General features: G+C 44.5%; 19 protein-coding genes and 1 pseudogene. All 20 read left to right on the top strand.

The features are described 5' to 3' along the window. Positions 1 to 7: 7 nt before the first annotated feature. On the top strand, positions 8 to 1054 hold the full coding sequence (locus L0M13_RS17030) for a ribonucleotide-diphosphate reductase subunit beta (RefSeq protein ID WP_235197610.1): 1047 nt from the start codon (positions 8 to 10) through the stop codon (positions 1052 to 1054). Next, complete coding sequence (locus L0M13_RS17025) at positions 1035 to 1511, top strand: flavodoxin domain-containing protein (protein ID WP_235197609.1); 477 nt, start codon at positions 1035 to 1037, stop codon at positions 1509 to 1511. The genes L0M13_RS17030 and L0M13_RS17025 overlap by 20 nt, the downstream gene beginning before the upstream one ends. A gap of 169 nt (positions 1512 to 1680) precedes the next feature. Beyond that, complete coding sequence (locus tag L0M13_RS18655; protein ID WP_311195589.1) at positions 1681 to 1917, top strand: GntR family transcriptional regulator; 237 nt, start codon at positions 1681 to 1683, stop codon at positions 1915 to 1917. A 65-nt stretch (positions 1918 to 1982) separates the two neighbouring features. Beyond that, a complete protein-coding gene (locus tag L0M13_RS18650; RefSeq protein WP_311195588.1) occupies positions 1983 to 2369 on the top strand; it encodes a GntR family transcriptional regulator in 387 nt (128 codons plus the stop codon). 81 nt (positions 2370 to 2450) lie between these two features. Then, positions 2451 to 3452: a C4-dicarboxylate TRAP transporter substrate-binding protein gene (dctP, locus tag L0M13_RS17015; RefSeq protein ID WP_052649796.1), complete on the top strand. Its 1002-nt coding sequence runs from the start codon at positions 2451 to 2453 to the stop codon at positions 3450 to 3452. Positions 3453 to 3459: 7 nt separating this feature from the next. After that, a complete protein-coding gene (locus L0M13_RS17010) occupies positions 3460 to 3945 on the top strand; it encodes a TRAP transporter small permease (RefSeq protein WP_235199339.1) in 486 nt (161 codons plus the stop codon). Positions 3946 to 4098: 153 nt separating this feature from the next. Continuing rightward, on the top strand, positions 4099 to 5379 hold the full coding sequence (locus L0M13_RS17005) for a TRAP transporter large permease (RefSeq protein ID WP_235197608.1): 1281 nt from the start codon (positions 4099 to 4101) through the stop codon (positions 5377 to 5379). Between the two features lie 34 nt (positions 5380 to 5413). Next, on the top strand, positions 5414 to 6172 hold the full coding sequence (locus L0M13_RS17000) for an SDR family NAD(P)-dependent oxidoreductase (protein ID WP_235197607.1): 759 nt from the start codon (positions 5414 to 5416) through the stop codon (positions 6170 to 6172). A 27-nt stretch (positions 6173 to 6199) separates the two neighbouring features. Next, the gene (gene uxaC, locus L0M13_RS16995) at positions 6200 to 7603 is read left to right on the top strand and encodes a glucuronate isomerase (protein ID WP_235197606.1); all 1404 of its coding nucleotides are present in this window, start codon (positions 6200 to 6202) and stop codon (positions 7601 to 7603) included. A gap of 18 nt (positions 7604 to 7621) precedes the next feature. Continuing rightward, positions 7622 to 8693 (top strand): annotated as a pseudogene (gene uxuA / locus L0M13_RS16990) (mannonate dehydratase). Positions 8694 to 8831: 138 nt separating this feature from the next. Then, positions 8832 to 10259: an FAD-binding oxidoreductase gene (locus L0M13_RS16985; protein WP_235197605.1), complete on the top strand. Its 1428-nt coding sequence runs from the start codon at positions 8832 to 8834 to the stop codon at positions 10257 to 10259. Then, a complete protein-coding gene (locus L0M13_RS16980) occupies positions 10256 to 10810 on the top strand; it encodes an MFS transporter (RefSeq protein WP_235197604.1) in 555 nt (184 codons plus the stop codon). The genes L0M13_RS16985 and L0M13_RS16980 overlap by 4 nt, the downstream gene beginning before the upstream one ends. A gap of 140 nt (positions 10811 to 10950) precedes the next feature. After that, a complete protein-coding gene (locus tag L0M13_RS16975) occupies positions 10951 to 11280 on the top strand; it encodes a PadR family transcriptional regulator (RefSeq protein ID WP_235197603.1) in 330 nt (109 codons plus the stop codon). Next, positions 11277 to 12461 carry a DUF2812 domain-containing protein gene (locus L0M13_RS16970; protein ID WP_235197602.1) on the top strand — a complete coding sequence of 395 codons (1185 nt, stop codon included), beginning with the start codon at positions 11277 to 11279 and terminating at the stop codon, positions 12459 to 12461. Before L0M13_RS16975 ends, L0M13_RS16970 begins: the two co-directional genes overlap by 4 nt. 81 nt (positions 12462 to 12542) lie before the next feature. Beyond that, positions 12543 to 13166: an anthranilate synthase component II gene (locus tag L0M13_RS16965; protein WP_235197601.1), complete on the top strand. Its 624-nt coding sequence runs from the start codon at positions 12543 to 12545 to the stop codon at positions 13164 to 13166. Beyond that, positions 13144 to 14880 carry an aminodeoxychorismate synthase component I gene (pabB, locus tag L0M13_RS16960; protein ID WP_235197600.1) on the top strand — a complete coding sequence of 579 codons (1737 nt, stop codon included), beginning with the start codon at positions 13144 to 13146 and terminating at the stop codon, positions 14878 to 14880. Before L0M13_RS16965 ends, pabB begins: the two co-directional genes overlap by 23 nt. A gap of 138 nt (positions 14881 to 15018) precedes the next feature. Further along, entirely contained in the window at positions 15019 to 16044 is a 1026-nt protein-coding gene (locus L0M13_RS16955) for a LytTR family transcriptional regulator DNA-binding domain-containing protein (RefSeq protein ID WP_235197599.1), read from the top strand. A 119-nt stretch (positions 16045 to 16163) separates the two neighbouring features. Continuing rightward, complete coding sequence (locus tag L0M13_RS18805) at positions 16164 to 16337, top strand: hypothetical protein (protein ID WP_397443502.1); 174 nt, start codon at positions 16164 to 16166, stop codon at positions 16335 to 16337. Further along, complete coding sequence (locus L0M13_RS16950) at positions 16256 to 17011, top strand: ABC transporter ATP-binding protein (protein ID WP_397443551.1); 756 nt, start codon at positions 16256 to 16258, stop codon at positions 17009 to 17011. Before L0M13_RS18805 ends, L0M13_RS16950 begins: the two co-directional genes overlap by 82 nt. Then, a complete protein-coding gene (locus tag L0M13_RS16945) occupies positions 17008 to 17715 on the top strand; it encodes an ABC transporter permease (protein ID WP_235197598.1) in 708 nt (235 codons plus the stop codon). The genes L0M13_RS16950 and L0M13_RS16945 overlap by 4 nt, the downstream gene beginning before the upstream one ends. Positions 17716 to 17798 lie beyond the last annotated feature (83 nt).

Raw genomic sequence — 17798 nt, 5'->3', positions numbered from 1 at the left:
AACGAATATGTCCATACATGCACCTTTATCCAAAATTAAGCTGCTTAATCCGGAACATCCGAATAAATCGACAGGTATCCTGAATGGCCAATCTTCCGGTTTATTGAATTGGAACGACATTGCCTACCCGCAAATGTATGATCTTTACCAGACGCTGCTATCGAATTTCTGGAAAGCCCAGGAAATCAATATGCAGGATGACATCAAACAATGGGACAGCTTAACTGCAACCGAACAGGATGTATTCTTGCGGTTGAATACCCAATTAGCATCACTCGACAGCCTGCAGACGCCGACGATGAGCCAGGTGATGGACTACGTGACCGACTCGAGCTTCAAAGCAATATTCGCCGTCATTGCTCAGCAGGAAGCGGTCCATACCGAATCCTATTCTTATATCCTCAGCTCATTGGTGGCAGTGAGCGAACAAAATGAACGCTTCAATCAAGCCAAAAGCGATCCGATCGTCCGCAAGCGCAATGAGCTGATCTTGGATGCATACGAGGAATTCCGGCAAAATCCGACTGCCCAGAACCTCTTCAAGCTAAGCGTCAACTCCATCAACTTGGAAGGGATTTATTTCTACGCCGGCTTTGCTTTCTTCTATCATTTGGCGCGCCAGCAGAAAATGCTGAAAACCAGTACGATGATCAGTTATATCCAACGCGATGAAATGCAGCATGCTTATTTCATCGCCCAATTCATCCGGATCCTATTGACGGAAAACCCGGAATTGAACACAGATGAAAATATTGCTTATGTCTATGAAGCAATTGACAAAGCAGTTCAGCTGGAAAAGGAATGGGCTCACTATATTCTAGAAGGCATTGAAGGGCTCGACCTTCAGGAGTTCGAAGGCTACGTGGAATATTTGGCGAACAAGCGCCTGCGGCAGCTTGGGCTCGATAATCTTTACGAAGAACGCAGCAATCCGATGCCGTGGATACAAGTATTCGGTGATGACATGATGAATGACACGAAATCCGACTTTTTTGAACAAAAATCCCGGACTTACTCGAAAGTGTCGCAGTCCAATGGATTCGACGAATTATAAGCCGAAAATCGCCATTGTCTATGCGTCCATTACCGGCAATACAAAAGCAAGCGCAGAAATGCTCGCGGAAATCTGCCAGGCGAATGGTTTAGAAACGGAGCTTTGGGCCATCAACGATTTCCCTTTAACTGAACTCTTACGTTGCGATATTGTCTTAGTAGGCACCTATACTTGGGGAAACGGCGAGATTCCAAAAGAGCTGTACAGCTTGTTCCATGCCTTTGAAACCTTGGAGCGGAAGCATCTCGTAACGGCAGTTTTTGGCACCGGCGACAGTTTTTTCGCAGAATTCTGCGGAGCTGTAAACCGGTTTCGGGATATGCTATTTGTCCAGACCGCTTTAGCGGCTACCTTGAAAATCGAGTTGCAGCCGCAAGAAATAGATAAAATCCGCTGTGAAAAATTCATTGAAAGCGCATTGAAAAAGCATATAGAATTAAAAACAGAAAATACATGAGAATGTAGTATGAGAACAGATCCCTTACATTTAAGGGGTCTGTTTTTAGTTAATCCGAGTGAAATTATCGGAAAAGTCATTGAAACTGAATTGAAAAATAATTTGAAAAAATACTACCATACAAGTATGCTAATGTGGTAACATGAAATCCAAGCAAAGGAGGGATTAAGTGCTGAACATCGATTCAACTAAGAAAATCAAAAGTTTTTCTACTAAAGACTACGTTTATGAAATATTGAGAGAAAATATCATTTCATTGGCTATCGAACCTGGCCAACAAATTTCTGAAAAAGAAATTTCGGATTTGCTGCAAGTAAGCAGGACGCCGGTTCGGGAAGCATTTGTTAAATTAGCGCAGGAAGAATTATTGGAAGTTTTCCGCAGCGCGGCACGAAAATCGCTTTAATCGATTTATACCATGTCGAAGAAGCACGCTTTATCAGAGAACATTTGGAAAGAGCTACTGTGCGAGTGGCCTGTGAAGATTTCCCGGAAGAAAAGTTGAAGGACTTGGAAGCCAATCTGCAATTGCAAAAGAAATGCGTGGCTGAAAAAAACTTTACCCGGCTTTTTGAACTGGATGAAGAATTTCATAAAATCATTGCTGAAGGAAGCGGAAAAGAGCGGATTTGGGCCTTGATCCAACAGATGAATGCCCACTTGAACCGGATTCGGATGCTGAGCTTGGCAGCCAACTATAATTGGGAATTGATCCTATCGCAGCACGAAAAGATCTTTACTGCCATTAAAGAGAAAAATGCCGACCTGGGAGAAAAAGCCATGGAGGAACATTTGAAAAAGCTTCTTTTTGAGCAGGAAAAACTGAAAAGCGAATACCAGCAATATTTTAAGCAATAAGCTTTTGGGACCAAATGTAAGCGCTTTAAATGAACGGATTTAAAAATTTTGCTATCCAATAAAACCAAGGGGGATTTACGGATGAAAAAACGCAGTATTATGTCAGCATTAATGATTTCTTCAGCTTTATTACTAGGGGCTTGCGGCGGTGAAAGCGCTGCCGAAGGGGACGACAAAGTCTATACACTGAAAGTCGGAACCGCTTTAGCTGAAACAGATCCGATTTATGAAGGATTGGTGGAGTGGAAAGACAGCGTAGCTGAAAAAACGGACGATAAAGTGAATATCGAAATTTTCGGCAACGGTTCGCTTGGGGATGACAAAGATATCCTGGAACAAGCAAAAGTGGGCACGAACGTGGCAGTTATCGTAGATGCTGGGCGTCTTGCTGAAATGGAACCTGAAATGGGTATTTTGGCTGCTCCTTACGTAGCGGACAGCTACGATGAAGCGAGCAAAATTGTCCAATCGGATCTATTCAAAGGCTGGGAAGAAGAACTTGCACAAAACCATAACCTGAAAGTGCTTTCGTTCAACTGGTACCAAGGCGACCGCCACCTGTTGACGAATAAGAAAATTGAAAAGCCGGCCGATCTTAAAGGCTTGAAATTGCGTACACCGGGAGCTGAAATCTGGACAGAAACCATTTCTGCAATGGGAGCAAGCCCTTCAGGCATGGCCTTCTCAGAAGTTTATCCGGGGATCCAACAAGGAGTTATTGATGGAGCGGAAGCGCAGCATCCGGCCACTTACGGAGCGAATCTTCAGGAAGTCGTTAAATACATCACGAAAACGAGCCACTTCCAATTGCTGACGGGCATTGTAGCTGGGGCTGACTGGATGAATGGCCTGCCGGAAGAATATCAGGACATCGTCATTGAAGAATCGTTCAAAGCGGGAGAAGAAGCTTCAGAAAATACGATCGGCATGCTTGATGAATTCGAACAGAAGATGATCGATGCAGGCGTAGAAGTCAACGAAGTGGATATCGAACCATTTAAGGAAGCGACCAATACAGTTTATGAAAAATTCGACGGTTACACAGAACTTCGTGAAGAGATCAATAAAATCCTAGGAAAATAAGTGAGTGATGAAAATGATAAAAAAAGTAGCTGGCGGCTATGCAAAATTCGAGAATTTTATTACTAATTTATTGATGATCGGTGTTGTAGCGTTTGTCTTTATCGCCTCAGTCATGAGATGGGTGGGATTCCCCCTCTCTTGGTCTGTGGAGTTTGCTCAATTCTTATTTGTTTGGGTCATTTTTTTAGGTGCCAATCGCTGTCTCCGGGAAGACCGCCACATTGGAGTGGATTTTTTCGTTAAAAAGCTGAAGCCGAAAACAAAGGCCGTGCTAGAAATCATTATTAACGTATTGATCATGGCCTTCCTGGTTTTCCTGATCAATTTTGGAATCCAGTTAAGCATCGAAAACTCAGTGCGCTTAATCAGTAACCTTCCACTAAGTTATTCGTTTATCACAATGGCTGTGCCGATTGGAAGCATCTTAATGTTGATCACCCTGATTTTTAAAGTGGCACAGAAAATCAACGTTTTAAAAACAACATCTGTATAAATTGAATAAACGTTACGGATAGTCCGCTAAACTGCTTTGAAGTTATTGGCCGAATTCAATTCGGCCGATGGCTTTTCTTCGGGAAAAGCCTGAAGCACAGAGCGATTTCTTTCGTTCAATTTTTACAGTCATTCAGAATAAGAGGTGGAAACCATGTTACTTGTCGCTGTTATATTTTTCGTTTTGCTCTTTTTGAATATGCCTGTGGCTTTTGCCATCGGTATTGCAAGTTTGTCATTCTTTATCTTGGAACCGAATTTGCCGGTTGAAATTACAACACAGCGAATGGTAGCGGGGACGCAGTCATTTCCGTTGCTGGCTGTGCCTTTCTTCATTTTAGCCGGAAACTTGATGAACTCTTCTGGAATCACAAAACGGCTGATCCGTTTTTCCAATGCGTTAACTGGACATTTAGTCGGAAGCTTGGCGCACGTTTCCATCGTACTGAGTACGATCATGGGCGGTGTTTCCGGATCTGCCAATGCGGATGCAGCGATGCAAAGCCGGATCTTAGGGCATCAAATGATTGCCAGAGGCTATTCAGGCGGCTATTCGGCTGCAGTTATTGCAATCAGCTCATTGATCACCGCAACAATCCCGCCGAGTATCGGTTTGATCCTCTACGGATACGTTGGCCAAGTGTCTATCGGCAAGCTCTTTTTAGCGGGAATCATTCCCGGTATTCTCATGATGATCGTATTGATGCTGGTTTCATACCTCGTCGCTAAAAAACGCGGATATGATCAAGATGAAAATATCAAACGAGCCACATTCAAGGAAGTGGCTGTTTCTTTCAAAGACAGTATTTGGGCGTTATTATTCCCGGTCATTTTAGTCGTGGGAATTCGTTTCGGTATTTTCACTGCTTCAGAAGCAGGCGCTTTTGCCGTAGTCTATGCACTTGTAATCGGCTTCTTCGTTTACAAAGAATTGAACTGGAAGAACTTTATCGAATCCATCGAGCAATCGGTTACCGATAATGCATCCATTCTCTTGATCATTTCAACATCATCCATTTTAGGATTCTTGATTACATACGACCGTCTTCCGCAGAACGCAGCGGACTTCCTGATCGGCATTACAAGCAATGGCACATTGATGCTGCTGTTGATCTTGCTGTTCCTGGTCATCGCAGGGATGTTCATCGAGTCCACGGTGCTGGTTTTGCTGTTGACACCGATTTTCCTGCCGATTGTCACACAAGTGGGTGTAGACCCTGTACATTTCGGTATTTTGATGATGACAATCGTTACATTTGGAGGCATGACGCCGCCGGTCGGGGTAACGATGTATACGACAACTTCCATTATGAAAGTGCCGATTGAAGAATACATCAAAGAAGCCCTGCCATTTATCGGAGGCGTAGTCGTATTGGTTCTGATCTTGGTATTCGTACCGGAAATTGTGACATTCATCCCTGATTTATTGATGTAATGCGTAAGCTTTGAATAGAGTGGAGGAGCGTTTTATGTTTTCTTTTGAAGGAAAAGTGGTTTGGGTTACAGGCAGCAGTACGGGAATCGGAAGAGCGATTGCTGAGAAGTTTGCAGAATGCGGAGCAGCTGTCGTCGTTCACGGAAATTCCAACGCGGCAGAAGCTGAAATCACATTGAAAAATGTCCAGGATAGAGGAGCGAAAGCTCATTTGGTTATCGGCGACGTGACGGACCGCAAACAAGTGGATGAAATGGTTGAAGACATCAAAACCAAATTCGGCCGAATCGACATCCTCGTCAATAACGCCGGCACGATGGTCAAGCGTGCCAAAATTGAAGACCTTGAAATCGAAGCATTGGAAAAAATCATCAACATCAATTTCACTTCCGTATTCCATGTGACGCAAGCGGTCTTGCCGCTTATGAAGAAGAGCGGGCAAGGCAATATCATTAATATGACCTCAATTGCTGCACGAAACGGCGGCGGTGGAGGCGCAGTGGCTTATGCTGCTGCTAAAGGAGCGGTCAGTACATTTACAAGAGGGCTTGCAAAAGAACTGGCTGGAGACCGTATCCGGGTGAACGGAATAGCGCCGGGAATCATTACGACGCCGTTCCACGACCGCTACTCCACACCGGAATTGAGAGCATCGATGGCACAACAAGTGCCGCTTGGCAGAGAAGGCACGCCTGAAGAAATTGCCGGTACTGCCGTGTATCTGGCTTCTGACATCGCGGGCTACATTACGGGTGAAATCATTGAAGTCAACGGCGGATTATTGACGGACTGATCCAACATTCGCCAGAGGAGGATTTGTATGAAAGCATTCATGGATGAAGATTTCCTACTGGAATCCGAAACGGCTAAAACTTTGTATCACGAATTTGCAAAAGACATGCCAATTTTTGATTACCACTGCCATTTGACGGCTAAGGAAATTGCAGAAAATAAAACATTCGCCAATTTAGCGGAGATTTGGCTGGACGGAGACCATTATAAATGGCGCGCCTTGCGCACTAACGGCGTACCGGAAGAATGGGTGACCGGAGAAGCTGATGACCGGGAGAAGTTTCAAAAATGGGCGGAAACCGTTCCTTTTACATTAGGAAACCCGCTTTACCATTGGACGCATTTGGAATTGAAGCGGTATTTCGGCATTGCTAAACCGCTCAGTCCAAAAACAGCCGATGAAATTTGGGAAACGTGCAATGCATTGCTTCAAACAGAGTCGTTTACGGCGCAGCAGCTGATCAAGCGATCGAATGTCAAAGGCTTGTGTACGACAGATGATCCGTTGGACGACTTGGCGTATCATAAGCAAATTAAAGAAGATGAGTCGTTTGATGTCCATGTCTTGCCGACATTCCGGCCGGATGGTGCGTTGAATATCGAAAGCCCGTCGTTCAAGGAATGGATTTCCAGGATGGAAGAAGTCACGGGCGTAAAAGCCGAAAACTTCACCGGCTTGGTGGAAGGCTTGGAAGCACGAGTCCAGTATTTCCATGAATCAGGCTGCCGTCTGTCCGACCACGGATTGGATTCGAATTTCTATCTCGAAGCAAGTGATGAAGAACTAAATCGTATCTTTGCAAAAGCTTTGGCGCAGGAAACTTTAGAAAAAGACGACATCGTCAAATACAAAACGGCTGTCATGAAAGCCTTAGGCAAAATGTATGCGCAGCATGGCTGGGCGATGCAATTGCATATCGGAGCGCTAAGAAGCAATAACCAAAAGAAATTGGAATCTGTCGGACCGAATACCGGATTTGATTCGATTCACGATTTTACCTATGCGGAAGATTTATCGAACTTGCTGAACGCATTGGATTACGAAGGGGTATTGCCGAAGACCGTCATTTACAACCTCAATCCGCGGGACAATCATATGGTTGCATCCATGATCGGCAATTTCCAGGAAGAGATTCCGGGAAAAATCCAATTCGGTACGGCGTGGTGGTTCAATGACCAACGCGACGGCATGGAAGAGCAGATTAAAGTGTTGGCCAATCATGGCTTGCTTGCCCGGTTTGTCGGCATGCTGACGGATTCGAGAAGCTTTTTGTCCTATACAAGACATGAATATTTCAGAAGAATTCTTTGCAATATTATCGGGAAATGGGTTGAAAACGGGGAGTATCCTGCAGATTTCGACATTTTAGAGATGATCATAAAAGATATATGCTACGGCAATATCGAAGCGTATTTAGCAATAGAGTCCTAGGATGATTGGGTGATAGACATGCAAATGGTATTTAGATGGTTTGGAGAAAACGATGATCATATTCCGCTTTCAAATATTAAGCAGATACCAGGCGTGACAGGCATCGTCTGGGCACTGCACGACCAGGCAGCGGGCGACAGATGGCCGCTGGATAAAATTCAAGCGATGAAAACAGAAGCTGACAATTATGGATTCAATATAGATGTAGTGGAAAGCGTGAATATCCATGAAGATATTAAGCTCGGGCTGCCTTCAGCGGGAGCAGTATATTGAAAATTACAAAGCGACGATCCGAGACCTGGCTACAGTAGGAGTCAAAGTGATCTGCTATAATTTCATGCCGGTCTTTGACTGGATCCGTACGGATTTATTCGGGGAAGTGGGAGATGGCTCGACGGCGTTGTTCTATGAGAAAGCAAAAATCGATGCAATGCAGCCGGAAGAATTGGCGGCAAGCTTCCTTTCAAACGATGAATTTTCATTGCCGGGCTGGGAACCGGAACGGCTTGGGCAATTGGCGAATTTGTTTGAAGCTTACAAGAACGTTTCAGAAGAAAAGCTGTGGGACAATCTTCAATATTTCCTCGAGCAGATTATTCCGGTAGCAGAAGAGAACGGCATCAAAATGGCCATCCATCCGGATGATCCGCCGTGGCCGATTTTCGGTTTGCCGAGAATCATCACCAATCAGGACAATATTAGACGGTTCCTAAGTTTAGTGGACAGCTCATCGAACGGCTTGACGTTTTGCAGCGGCTCACTCGGCGCCAATCCCGAAAATGATTTGATCAGCATCGTTAAAGAATTTGGCGAACGAATTCCTTTCGCGCATATCCGGAACTTGAAGCATTTCGACAACGGAGATTTTATCGAATCCTCCCATAAAGCGAGCGACGGGTCTGTAGACATTGTAGGCATTGTCAAAGCCTTTCATGAAATTGGATTTACCGGCTATACAAGACCCGACCATGGCCGCCACATTTGGGGCGAAATCTGCCGTCCAGGATACGGTTTATACGACCGGGCGCTTGGCATCATGTATTTATGGGGAATTTGGGATAGCCTGACTCAAAGCAGGAAAGTGAACTAAAACCGATTTAGCCGAAACCACTAAGGGATTTCCCCTTAGTGGTTTTCTTTTGGAAAAATATCCTATAACGCCATAAACTTCAGCCGCTTCGTGTAATATAAAAGGTAAGGATTTGTGAAGGAGTCGATTTTTAACTTTATGAAACGCTATTTTATGCTTATGGCATATGTTCTTATTTTTGCTGCATCGCTCCATTATTTTACAGACCAATCAGCCGGTCCGACTGTAGAAGACCGAAGCCGTCTATTGCCGGTGAAAATGAAGGCGGTTAAAGCGGGCGACAGCCCTTCCGATATCCAACAGATTGTACGGGATGCGAATGCTGCAGGTGACGAGATTGCGATTGCCGGCATGCAGCATAGCCAAGGCGGCCATACGGAATACCCGGATGGAATTCTTTTGGATATGAAGCCGTATAATGAGATTTTGGAGTTTGATGCGGAAAAGAAAACCATCACGGTCCAGAGCGGGGCTACGTGGGGGGATATTCAAGAACACATCAATCCATCCGGACTGGCCCTGAAAGTCAGCCAGTCGCAAAATATATTCACAGTCGGCGGATCCATCAGCGTGAATGCCCACGGCCTTGATATCCGTAACCACGGCCTGATCGATACGATTGAATCCATGCGCCTGCTTGATGCAACAGGCACTATCCTGGAACTCAGTGCGGACCAAAACTCAGAACTTTTCAAAGCGGCCGTCGGTGGCTACGGTTTAATGGGTGTAATTTTGGACGTGACGTTAAAACTGACGGACGATGCCCTTTACCAAATCGAGTCGGAGCAGCTTCGTTACGACGAGTATAGTGATTACTTCAAAGAAAAAATTAAAAATGACCAAGTGAAAATGCACTTGGCCCGCATCTCCATTTCCCCGGAATCTTTTCTGGAAGAAATGTATGTGATGAATTACAGCGAAGTGGCACAGCAGGACCTTTTAACAGAGCCTCAGAAACTGAAAGAAGAAACACTGATTGCTGTGCCGAAATTCTTTTTAGGTCTCGCCCGGTTGAATGATGAAGGGAAAGAGGCCTTCTGGAAAACCCAGAAAACGTATGCCGAGTCGGTTGATGGGAAAAAGATTTCACGGAATAACGTCATGCGCTCGGATTCCGAGTTTATGGAGTACAGCCATCCGAAAAACACCGAAGTGCTGCAAGAATATTTTGTCCCCGTGGACAATTTTGAAGCGTATATCGATGATTTAAGAAAAACCTTAGCCGAGGAAGAGTCGTTTAATCTATTGAACATCACGATACGGTATGTCGAAGAAAATGAGAAAGCTGTGCTGTCCTATGCAAAAGAAGATATGTTTTCCCTTGTCCTCTTGATCAATCAAGGAACAGATAGCCAAAGCATAGAAGATACCGGAAGAGTCATCCGCAATATGATTGACGTCACACTCGATCACGGGGGAAGCTACTACTTGCCGTATTATGGTTATCCGACAAAAGAACAAATGGCGGAAGCCTATCCAAGAACAAAAGAATTTTTTGAGCTGAAAAGAAAATACGATCCAAAAGAGCGATTTATGAACCTTTTCTATGAGGAGTACAAGCAATGAACTACAAACGATTTATCGTCTATCAAGGCGCAATTGGCATGGCTTCAACTATGATTTTTCCATTCTATATTTTATTGATCAATAATGTCGGCAATTCGTATTCCCAGTTTGGCTGGGCGTATGGACTTTTTGCATTGACTGCTGCTATTTGCTATCCGTTTATCGGCAAACTGGCAGACAAAGTGGGTGATAAATGGCTGCTTGGCGTTTATTCGTGGGGGATGGCGCTGACGCTCTTATTCTTTCCGCTGGCCAATGAAATCTGGCACGTTTATATTCTACAAGTGATTATGGGCGTCTTCGGGGCAGTGCAAAGAAATTCAGAGAAAACGGTGCTCGCGCGGCATGTCATCAAAGAAACGGCAGGAAAAGAAATCGGCAAATACCATATCTGGACCTCCATTGCGGCAGCTGCGGCTGTCATCGGAACTGGTTACCTTGTCGACTTTTTCACCATCTCCAGCATTTTTTATATCGCTTCCGCTGTTTTTGCCTGGAGCGGATTTATCGTCATGAAAAAAGAAAAACAATTCTCCGGTTTACCCGAATAAGCGGTTCTGGACGAATTTCTTTAGATAAGAGGAGCCGATTGCCAAGAGCAGTCGGCTCTTTTTAATTAAATTTGATTGCCTTACTATGTCACGTCGTGATATAGTCGTGGTGTGACATAGTAAAGGGAGAAGGAATTTCAATGAATGCAGATAAAGTGATGAAAAAATACATTCCGATGACAGAAACGGCTTACTACATCTTGCTGTCGTTGACAGAGCCGCGGCATGGCTACGGCATTGTAAAGCATGTTGAAGAGATTTCAGGCGGCAGGCTGCGCCTAGGATCAGGAACTGTCTACGGCACATTGACGAAAATGCAGAAAGATGGTGTCATCACAGTGTTTGCCGATGAAGAAAGAAAGACCCTATATGAAATTACGGATCTTGGCAAACAATTGATCCTTGCGGAAATTGGCAGGCTGAAGGAACTTCATCAGAATGCAGTGAAATACGAGGGGGATTTTTTATGAAAAAAGCAATTAAGCCATTTTGGAGCTATGACGTTGAACAAACAGAGAACTGGCTGAAAGGTATGGCTAGTCAAGGATACATTCTGAAAAAATTAAAAAGAGCATCACGGACTTTCTATTTTGAGCAAGCTACGCCGCAGAACCTTTCATACCGAATCAGCTTTGATCGAAATCAGGGGCCTGTGTTAGCATCCAGTTTGACGGAAAACGGCTGGGAAATTGCTGCAGCGAGCGGCAAATGGCAAATCCTTAAAAACAGCTATTCCGAAAAAGACATCAAGACAGCGCCAGTCCGCCAAGGCATCATCACCCACAACCGGAATGTTTCCTTCGTTTTCTTCGGCCTTCTTTTTTATCTGCTCGGTGTGCTGCTCGCGAATGTGTCGACGCTTGCTTCTTCCTGGTTCCAAGACGGAACAATCGCAGTGGAACCAAGTCCGTTATGGGCCATTACCTATCTTTTCCTGGCTTTAACGTTTGGAGCAATTGGTTTGGCAAGCTACTCAATTGTTAAAATTAAAAAATCCAATCAGGCGATGCTGCAAGAAAAAGCGGCTGCAGCAGCTGAAAAACAGAAGCATCATCAGCCAACACCTAAAATTCCCCAGCCCTCCGGTGATTTTGTGAAAAAGGTCAAGCTTGGCTGGATGTATGCTCCTGACCGCTTGGAAAGCTGGCTCGAAAAAATGGAGCAGCAAGGCTATCAGCTGCATCACGTCGGGACGATCGGGACGGTATTTTACTTTGTGAAAGGTGAACCCCGATGCATGAGCTATCACGCTGAATACATGAGCACGGTTGAAAGCAGTTATTTCTCGATATACGAAGATGCGGGATGGCTGAAAATTTTTGAATCCTGGTCAGCTATGGAAAAATGGGTGATTTGGAGCCGGGAATATAGAGAAGGCGAAGAAAAGCCGCGTATTTATACGGAAGGAAGCAGCCATTTAAAACGTGCGCGCCGGATGGCCAGCCTCTATACAATTCTGTTTTTGCCAATGCTTTTCATTTATGCGTTGAATGCCAATAGGGAATTTCAAGAGTTCATGCATGAAGGCACTACGCTTTCTTTATTCGGCGTGCTGCCGGCAATTGCCTTTGTCTTATTCCTTAGCTTTATTTACCGGATGTGGGCGTATTATATCCGATTGAGAAAACATTACTCCGTTCTGAATAGTTAAAGGGCAAGCTGTAAAACTCGCTCTCATCCTTGAAATGCCCGTATAATGGAGCTATCAACGATTCTTGGAAAGAGGTAAGCCATGATAATTGTCATCGATAACCATGACTCCTTTACGTATAACCTGGTCCATTACCTGGAACAATTCGATCCCGAGCTTTTGGTTTTTCAAAATGAACAAGTGACGGCAAATGAAATAAAAAAACTAGTGCCTGATTTGATCGTGCTGTCTCCAGGACCAGGGCGTCCAAAACAAACTGGAGCAACAGGCGAGATCCTATCGGGACTAAGTATGGAAGTTCCCATACTTGGCGTATGCCTTGGCCATCAAACCATCATCGAATATTTCGGGGGAAAGGTCGTAAAAGGGCAGCAGCCCATGCACGGGAAATCTTCCCTTATCAACCATAACGAAACGGGAGTGTTCGAGGGGATTGCTTCGCCGACAAACGTAGCACGTTACCACTCGCTGGTGGCTGATGCAGCGGCCTTGCCGGACTGCTTGGAAGTTACAGCTAAGACAGAAGACGGCGTTGTAATGGGGGTGCGCCATCGTTCGTTGCCGGTTACGGGCATCCAGTTCCATCCGGAATCCGTGAAGACTTTGGAAGGGTTTCAAATGCTGGAAAATTGCTATGAACAGGCAGTTGCTTGGAAAAAAGACCGACAGGGAGAATCATCGAATGAATCCATATTTGCTGTATGAATTTCGCAATAGCGAGGGAAAGATAGAACCGAAAGCTTTCAAAGAACCGGTAGAAGTTTTGCAGACGGAACGTTTGGAAGACATCCCTGCAATCATGGAAGCGATAGAAGCAGCTATCGACAAGGGATTTTATGTGGCGGGCTATTTGTCTTACGAAGCAGCACCTGCATTCAATCCAGCGATGAAAGTAAAAGGTTCAACCGAAATGCCTCTTGTCTGGTTTGGAATTTTCGATCAGGTCCATATCCAAAGCGAAGAATTCCCGGAAAAACCGTATCAAGTATCCGAATGGAGAATGGCGAGTTCGAAAAGCCTTTATAAAGAAGGCATTAGCCGGATTAAAACGGCTATTGAAGAAGGGCATACGTACCAAGTGAACTACACCGAACGGCTGCATGCCGATTTTACTGGCAGCGACCGTTCTTTTTATCGTCAATTGGCCCGCAATCAGCAGGCGGATTACGGCGCTTATTTGGATTTAGGCAAGCATCGGATCCTGTCAGCATCGCCCGAACTGTTCTTCCGTATAAAAGACGGAACAATCGAGGCAAAGCCGATGAAAGGAACGGCTAAAAGAGGACGTACACTAGCAGAAGACAAAGTGAAATCCGAGGAATTGCTGGCTTCCGAAAAAGAGCAGGCTGAAAATTTGATGATTGTTGATTTGCTGCGAAATGATATGAGCCGTTTGGCGAAAAAAGGGACCGTCCACGTATCGGACCTGTATAAAGTGGAAACATACCCTACGGTTCACCAGCTAACTTCGACGGTTAAAGCGGAACTGCAGGATGCATTGACAGTTCTTGATTGGTTCAAAGCCTTATTTCCTTGCGGATCGATAACAGGCGCACCAAAAGTCAGTACGATGGAATACATTGCAGCGCTCGAACAAACTTCCCGTGATGTGTATTGCGGGGCTATCGGGTTTATCACACCCGAAAAAGAGGCAATATTCAATGTGCCGATCCGGACCGTTGTCATCGACACCGAAAAACAGACCGCCCGCTACGGTGTAGGCGGCGGAATTACATGGGATTCGACTTCTGAAGGCGAATATCAGGAATTGGTTGTAAAAGCGAAAGTGCTGACAGAGAGACGCCCTGAGTTTCAACTGCTCGAGTCGTTGAAATTGGAGGACGGCAAATATCCTTTGATCGACTATCATATGGAACGAATGAAAAATTCAGCTGCGTATTTTTATTTCCCGGGAAATGAAAGGGAAATTCGCAAGCAGTTGAAAGAATGTGCGAAAACACATTCGAAAGGTGTTTATAAAGTGCGCTTATTGCTCAGCAAAACCGGGGAAATAGCAGTAGAAGCGCAGAAAATCACGCCGATAAAAGAGCCAGTCCTCTGTAAATTGGCCAACGAACCTGTAAATAGCCAAAATCCTTTTCTTTTTCATAAGACGACGCATCGGCAAGTATATAAACAGCATGAATCTGAAGTGGAAGGCGTATTTTCAGTCCTTTTATGGAATGAACACGAACAGCTGACGGAGTTTGCCATTGGCAATCTTGTTGTGGAGATGAATGGCCGCCTGTACACGCCTCCGATAGAGAATGGCTTATTGGCAGGTACGTATCGGCAATTTCTTTTGGATACCGGAAAGATTGAAGAAAAAGAGATTAACAAAAACGATTTGGAAGATTGCGAAGCAGTTTGGTTTATAAATGGCGTACGTGGATGGCTCAAAGTGAAAATTATTCAATAATCGACTGAAAAAAGCTACAGAAGTAAAATTCTGCAGCTTTTTTATTGTTGCAGTGAATCGAATAGCCGATTCTTCAGTTGGGCAAATTTGTTATAATTTTATTATTGAGAAAATACAAGCAAGAGAAGAGGGCATCACATGACACTGGCATTTATTGATGCAGAAAAGCATAAAAACGATGCATTGGTTTTTCCTGCGTTCAATCTATCCTTAATTGCAGGAGAAGTTTTGGCAATTTATTCGAATGTGAACATTCGATCCCAGCTGATGGAACTGCTTTTAGGGAAAAGTTCTTTATCGCAAGGCGAAATTCAGCTAGCGGGACAGGCATTAGCCCAAAAATCAGTGAAAATGGGCTTTTTATTCTTGAACGATGGCGTATACAAAAGACTCACGGTTTTAGAAGCACTGCGCTTTTATAAAAACCTTCATAATTCTCCTGATAAAGTGGATGATATAATTCGGAAGGTCCAATTAGAGCTAAAGAAAAATACCAAGCTTGAAAAATTAACACCGTCCGAAAAACGGCGAATCCAATTGGCAGCTCTGTATATTCAAAACCCTGACGTATGGGTGATGGAGGAGCCGGACCAAAACCTGGATATGGAATCGAAGCGGATTTTCCTTTCGCTGTTAACTGAACTCCGAACAGCTGGCAAGACCGTTTTCATTTTGTCTGGAAATCTGGAAAACGCCGTAATCGCAGCAGACCGTGTATATCGGCTTGATGAAAATGGACTTTATCAAATTCAGACTTTAGAGGAAGAACCGGAAGTTGAAGAAAAAGTTGAAGAATCGGCGGCCGCAGAAAGCATCCAGCCCATTCGCTTTGAAAAAATACCGACCAAAGTGAACGAAAAGATTGTCCTATTTGATCCGCCGGAAATCGATTACATCGAGAGTTCCGAAGGCCAGTCTTTTTTATACATTAAAGGCGAAGCCTTCCCGAGCTATTTTACGTTGAGTGAACTTGAACAGCGATTATTGCCTTATGGATTTTTCCGCTGCCATCGTTCCTATATCGTTAACCTTCAAAAGGTGCGGGAAGTCATCACTTGGACGCGAAACAGCTATAGCCTTGTTCTTGAGGATGCAAAAAAGTCATCGATTCCGTTGTCAAAAAGCAAAATGGCGGAGTTAAAGGGAATATTGGGCATGAAATAAGCTCCATTCACCCCAGAAATGGCTCCTTTCACCTGAAATATGATGTTTCCCCTGTCTTTTCCCGTTAATCTGTAATTAGCAACAGGCAGAAGCCGAAACAGATTCAGGAGGAATGACAAATGGAAAATATCATTGAAGTGAACGCGATGGCAAAAATCTTCGCCAACCAGCCAGCAATTGAGGATTTGAGTTTTACGGTAAAACGCGGGAGATTTTTGGTTTCCTCGGACCAAGCGGATCTGGGAAGACCACAACGATTAAAATTCTTACCGGACAATTGGAGCCGACTGTAGGAAGCGCGACTGTCTTCGGCGAATCCATTTCTAAATTGAAGAAGCCCGAATATCGCCAACGCTTTGGTGTGCTTACCGATAACAGCGGCTTGTATAAAAGAATGACCGTTTATGAAAACCTGAAGTTATATTGTGAGCTGTATGGCATGCCGCTCAGCAAGATCAATGAGGTGCTGGAATCGGTCAATCTGCAGGAAGACCGGAAGAAAAAGGTTTCTGCCTTATCGAAAGGCATGACGCAGCGTGTGCTTTTGGCACGTACCTTGCTCCATGCACCGGAGCTGCTGTTTTTGGACGAACCGACGTCAGCGCTTGATCCGGTCAATACCCGCCATATCTACAAAGGGCTTCGTGCATTGAATGAAAAAGGGACGACGATTTTCCTGACCACGCATGATATGGAAGAAGCGGATACTTTATGCGACCGGGTGGCTTTCCTGAACAAAGGGAAAATCCAGTTGATGGATACACCGGATCAACTAAAGAAGCGTTATGCAGACGGCACGATGACAGTCGAATTGAAAAACGAAGAAAAAGTGGTGCTGTCTACAGGCACTGAAGATGCACAGGTGCTATATGAGTTCATGAAAAACGGACAAGTAGCAACCATCCATTCAAACGAACCGACACTCGGCGATATTTTTGTAAAAGCGACAGGGAGGGTATTAGCATGAACGAATCAATCAAACGGGTAAACGCAATTTTTCAAAAGGATTTCAAGGATTTTTCACGGAATATAGCAGTTTCAGTCGTCCTCTTTATGCCATTATTTGTAGCGGCACTTTATGGGCGCATGGGAGTCGATACGCTTGATGCACATTATATGATCATCAATTTGACGTTTGCCATGGTCGCAACCTTTGTCCAATGCTGCTTGATTGCAGAAGAAAAAGAACAAAATACGCTTCGCGGTTTAATGCTTTCACCGGCCAGTACGTTCGAGATTCTGAGCGGCAAAAGTTTGCTAACGTTTGTATTGACCATTTTGGTTATAGTAGCCGGTGCCTTATTGTCCGAATATCAGCCAGCGAACCTGCTGATTGTGTCACTTGCGATTGTCTTGTCTTCGTTTTTCTATATTGCGCTTGGGACGCTGCTCGGCTTATGGGCCAAATCTGTTATGGAAGCCTCCGTCATTATCTTGCCGGTTCTTGGGATTTTCTCGTTCGGTTCATTCTTGTTGCCTTTAGCAGAAAAGTATCCTGTTTTAAAAGTGGTGGAATACCTTCCGAGCGTGCAGCTTATTGAAATTGCATCGAAAGTGGAAAATGGCGCCGGTTTTAGTGAAACGGCTATGCAATTTGGCATCATTTTCATCTGGACCGCAGCTGCAGGCGCGCTGACAGCCATAATTTACAAAAAAAGAATGATGGATTAAAAAAAGGGTTTAAATGAAATACATAAGGGGAAACGATAAACTAAAGGCCCCTTAACATCAAAAAAGTGATATTTAGACAATTA

The organism is Planococcus sp. 107-1 (assembly GCF_021513255.1).
In the GTDB taxonomy this organism is placed as follows: Bacteria; Bacillota; Bacilli; order Bacillales_A; family Planococcaceae; genus Planococcus.
This window is presented reverse-complemented; position numbering and strand designations above follow the sequence as displayed.

Excerpts from the sequence above, each read along its gene's own strand:
- L0M13_RS16980 (WP_235197604.1), top strand. The coding sequence starts at position 10,256 with ATGAACTACAAACGATTTATCGTCTATCAAGGCGCAATTGGCATGGCT.
- L0M13_RS17010 (WP_235199339.1), top strand. The coding sequence starts at position 3,460 with ATGAAAATGATAAAAAAAGTAGCTGGCGGCTATGCAAAATTCGAGAAT.
- L0M13_RS16970 (WP_235197602.1), top strand. The coding sequence starts at position 11,277 with ATGAAAAAAGCAATTAAGCCATTTTGGAGCTATGACGTTGAACAAACA.
- L0M13_RS17025 (WP_235197609.1), top strand. The coding sequence starts at position 1,035 with ATGGATTCGACGAATTATAAGCCGAAAATCGCCATTGTCTATGCGTCC.
- L0M13_RS18805 (WP_397443502.1), top strand. The coding sequence starts at position 16,164 with ATGGAAAATATCATTGAAGTGAACGCGATGGCAAAAATCTTCGCCAAC.
- L0M13_RS17000 (WP_235197607.1), top strand. The coding sequence starts at position 5,414 with ATGTTTTCTTTTGAAGGAAAAGTGGTTTGGGTTACAGGCAGCAGTACG.
- L0M13_RS17005 (WP_235197608.1), top strand. The coding sequence starts at position 4,099 with ATGTTACTTGTCGCTGTTATATTTTTCGTTTTGCTCTTTTTGAATATG.
- dctP (WP_052649796.1), top strand. The coding sequence starts at position 2,451 with ATGAAAAAACGCAGTATTATGTCAGCATTAATGATTTCTTCAGCTTTA.
- pabB (WP_235197600.1), top strand. The coding sequence starts at position 13,144 with ATGAATCCATATTTGCTGTATGAATTTCGCAATAGCGAGGGAAAGATA.
- L0M13_RS16945 (WP_235197598.1), top strand. The coding sequence starts at position 17,008 with ATGAACGAATCAATCAAACGGGTAAACGCAATTTTTCAAAAGGATTTC.
- uxaC (WP_235197606.1), top strand. The coding sequence starts at position 6,200 with ATGAAAGCATTCATGGATGAAGATTTCCTACTGGAATCCGAAACGGCT.
- L0M13_RS17030 (WP_235197610.1), top strand. The coding sequence starts at position 8 with ATGTCCATACATGCACCTTTATCCAAAATTAAGCTGCTTAATCCGGAA.
- L0M13_RS16975 (WP_235197603.1), top strand. The coding sequence starts at position 10,951 with ATGAATGCAGATAAAGTGATGAAAAAATACATTCCGATGACAGAAACG.
- L0M13_RS16955 (WP_235197599.1), top strand. The coding sequence starts at position 15,019 with ATGACACTGGCATTTATTGATGCAGAAAAGCATAAAAACGATGCATTG.
- L0M13_RS16965 (WP_235197601.1), top strand. The coding sequence starts at position 12,543 with ATGATAATTGTCATCGATAACCATGACTCCTTTACGTATAACCTGGTC.
- L0M13_RS16985 (WP_235197605.1), top strand. The coding sequence starts at position 8,832 with ATGAAACGCTATTTTATGCTTATGGCATATGTTCTTATTTTTGCTGCA.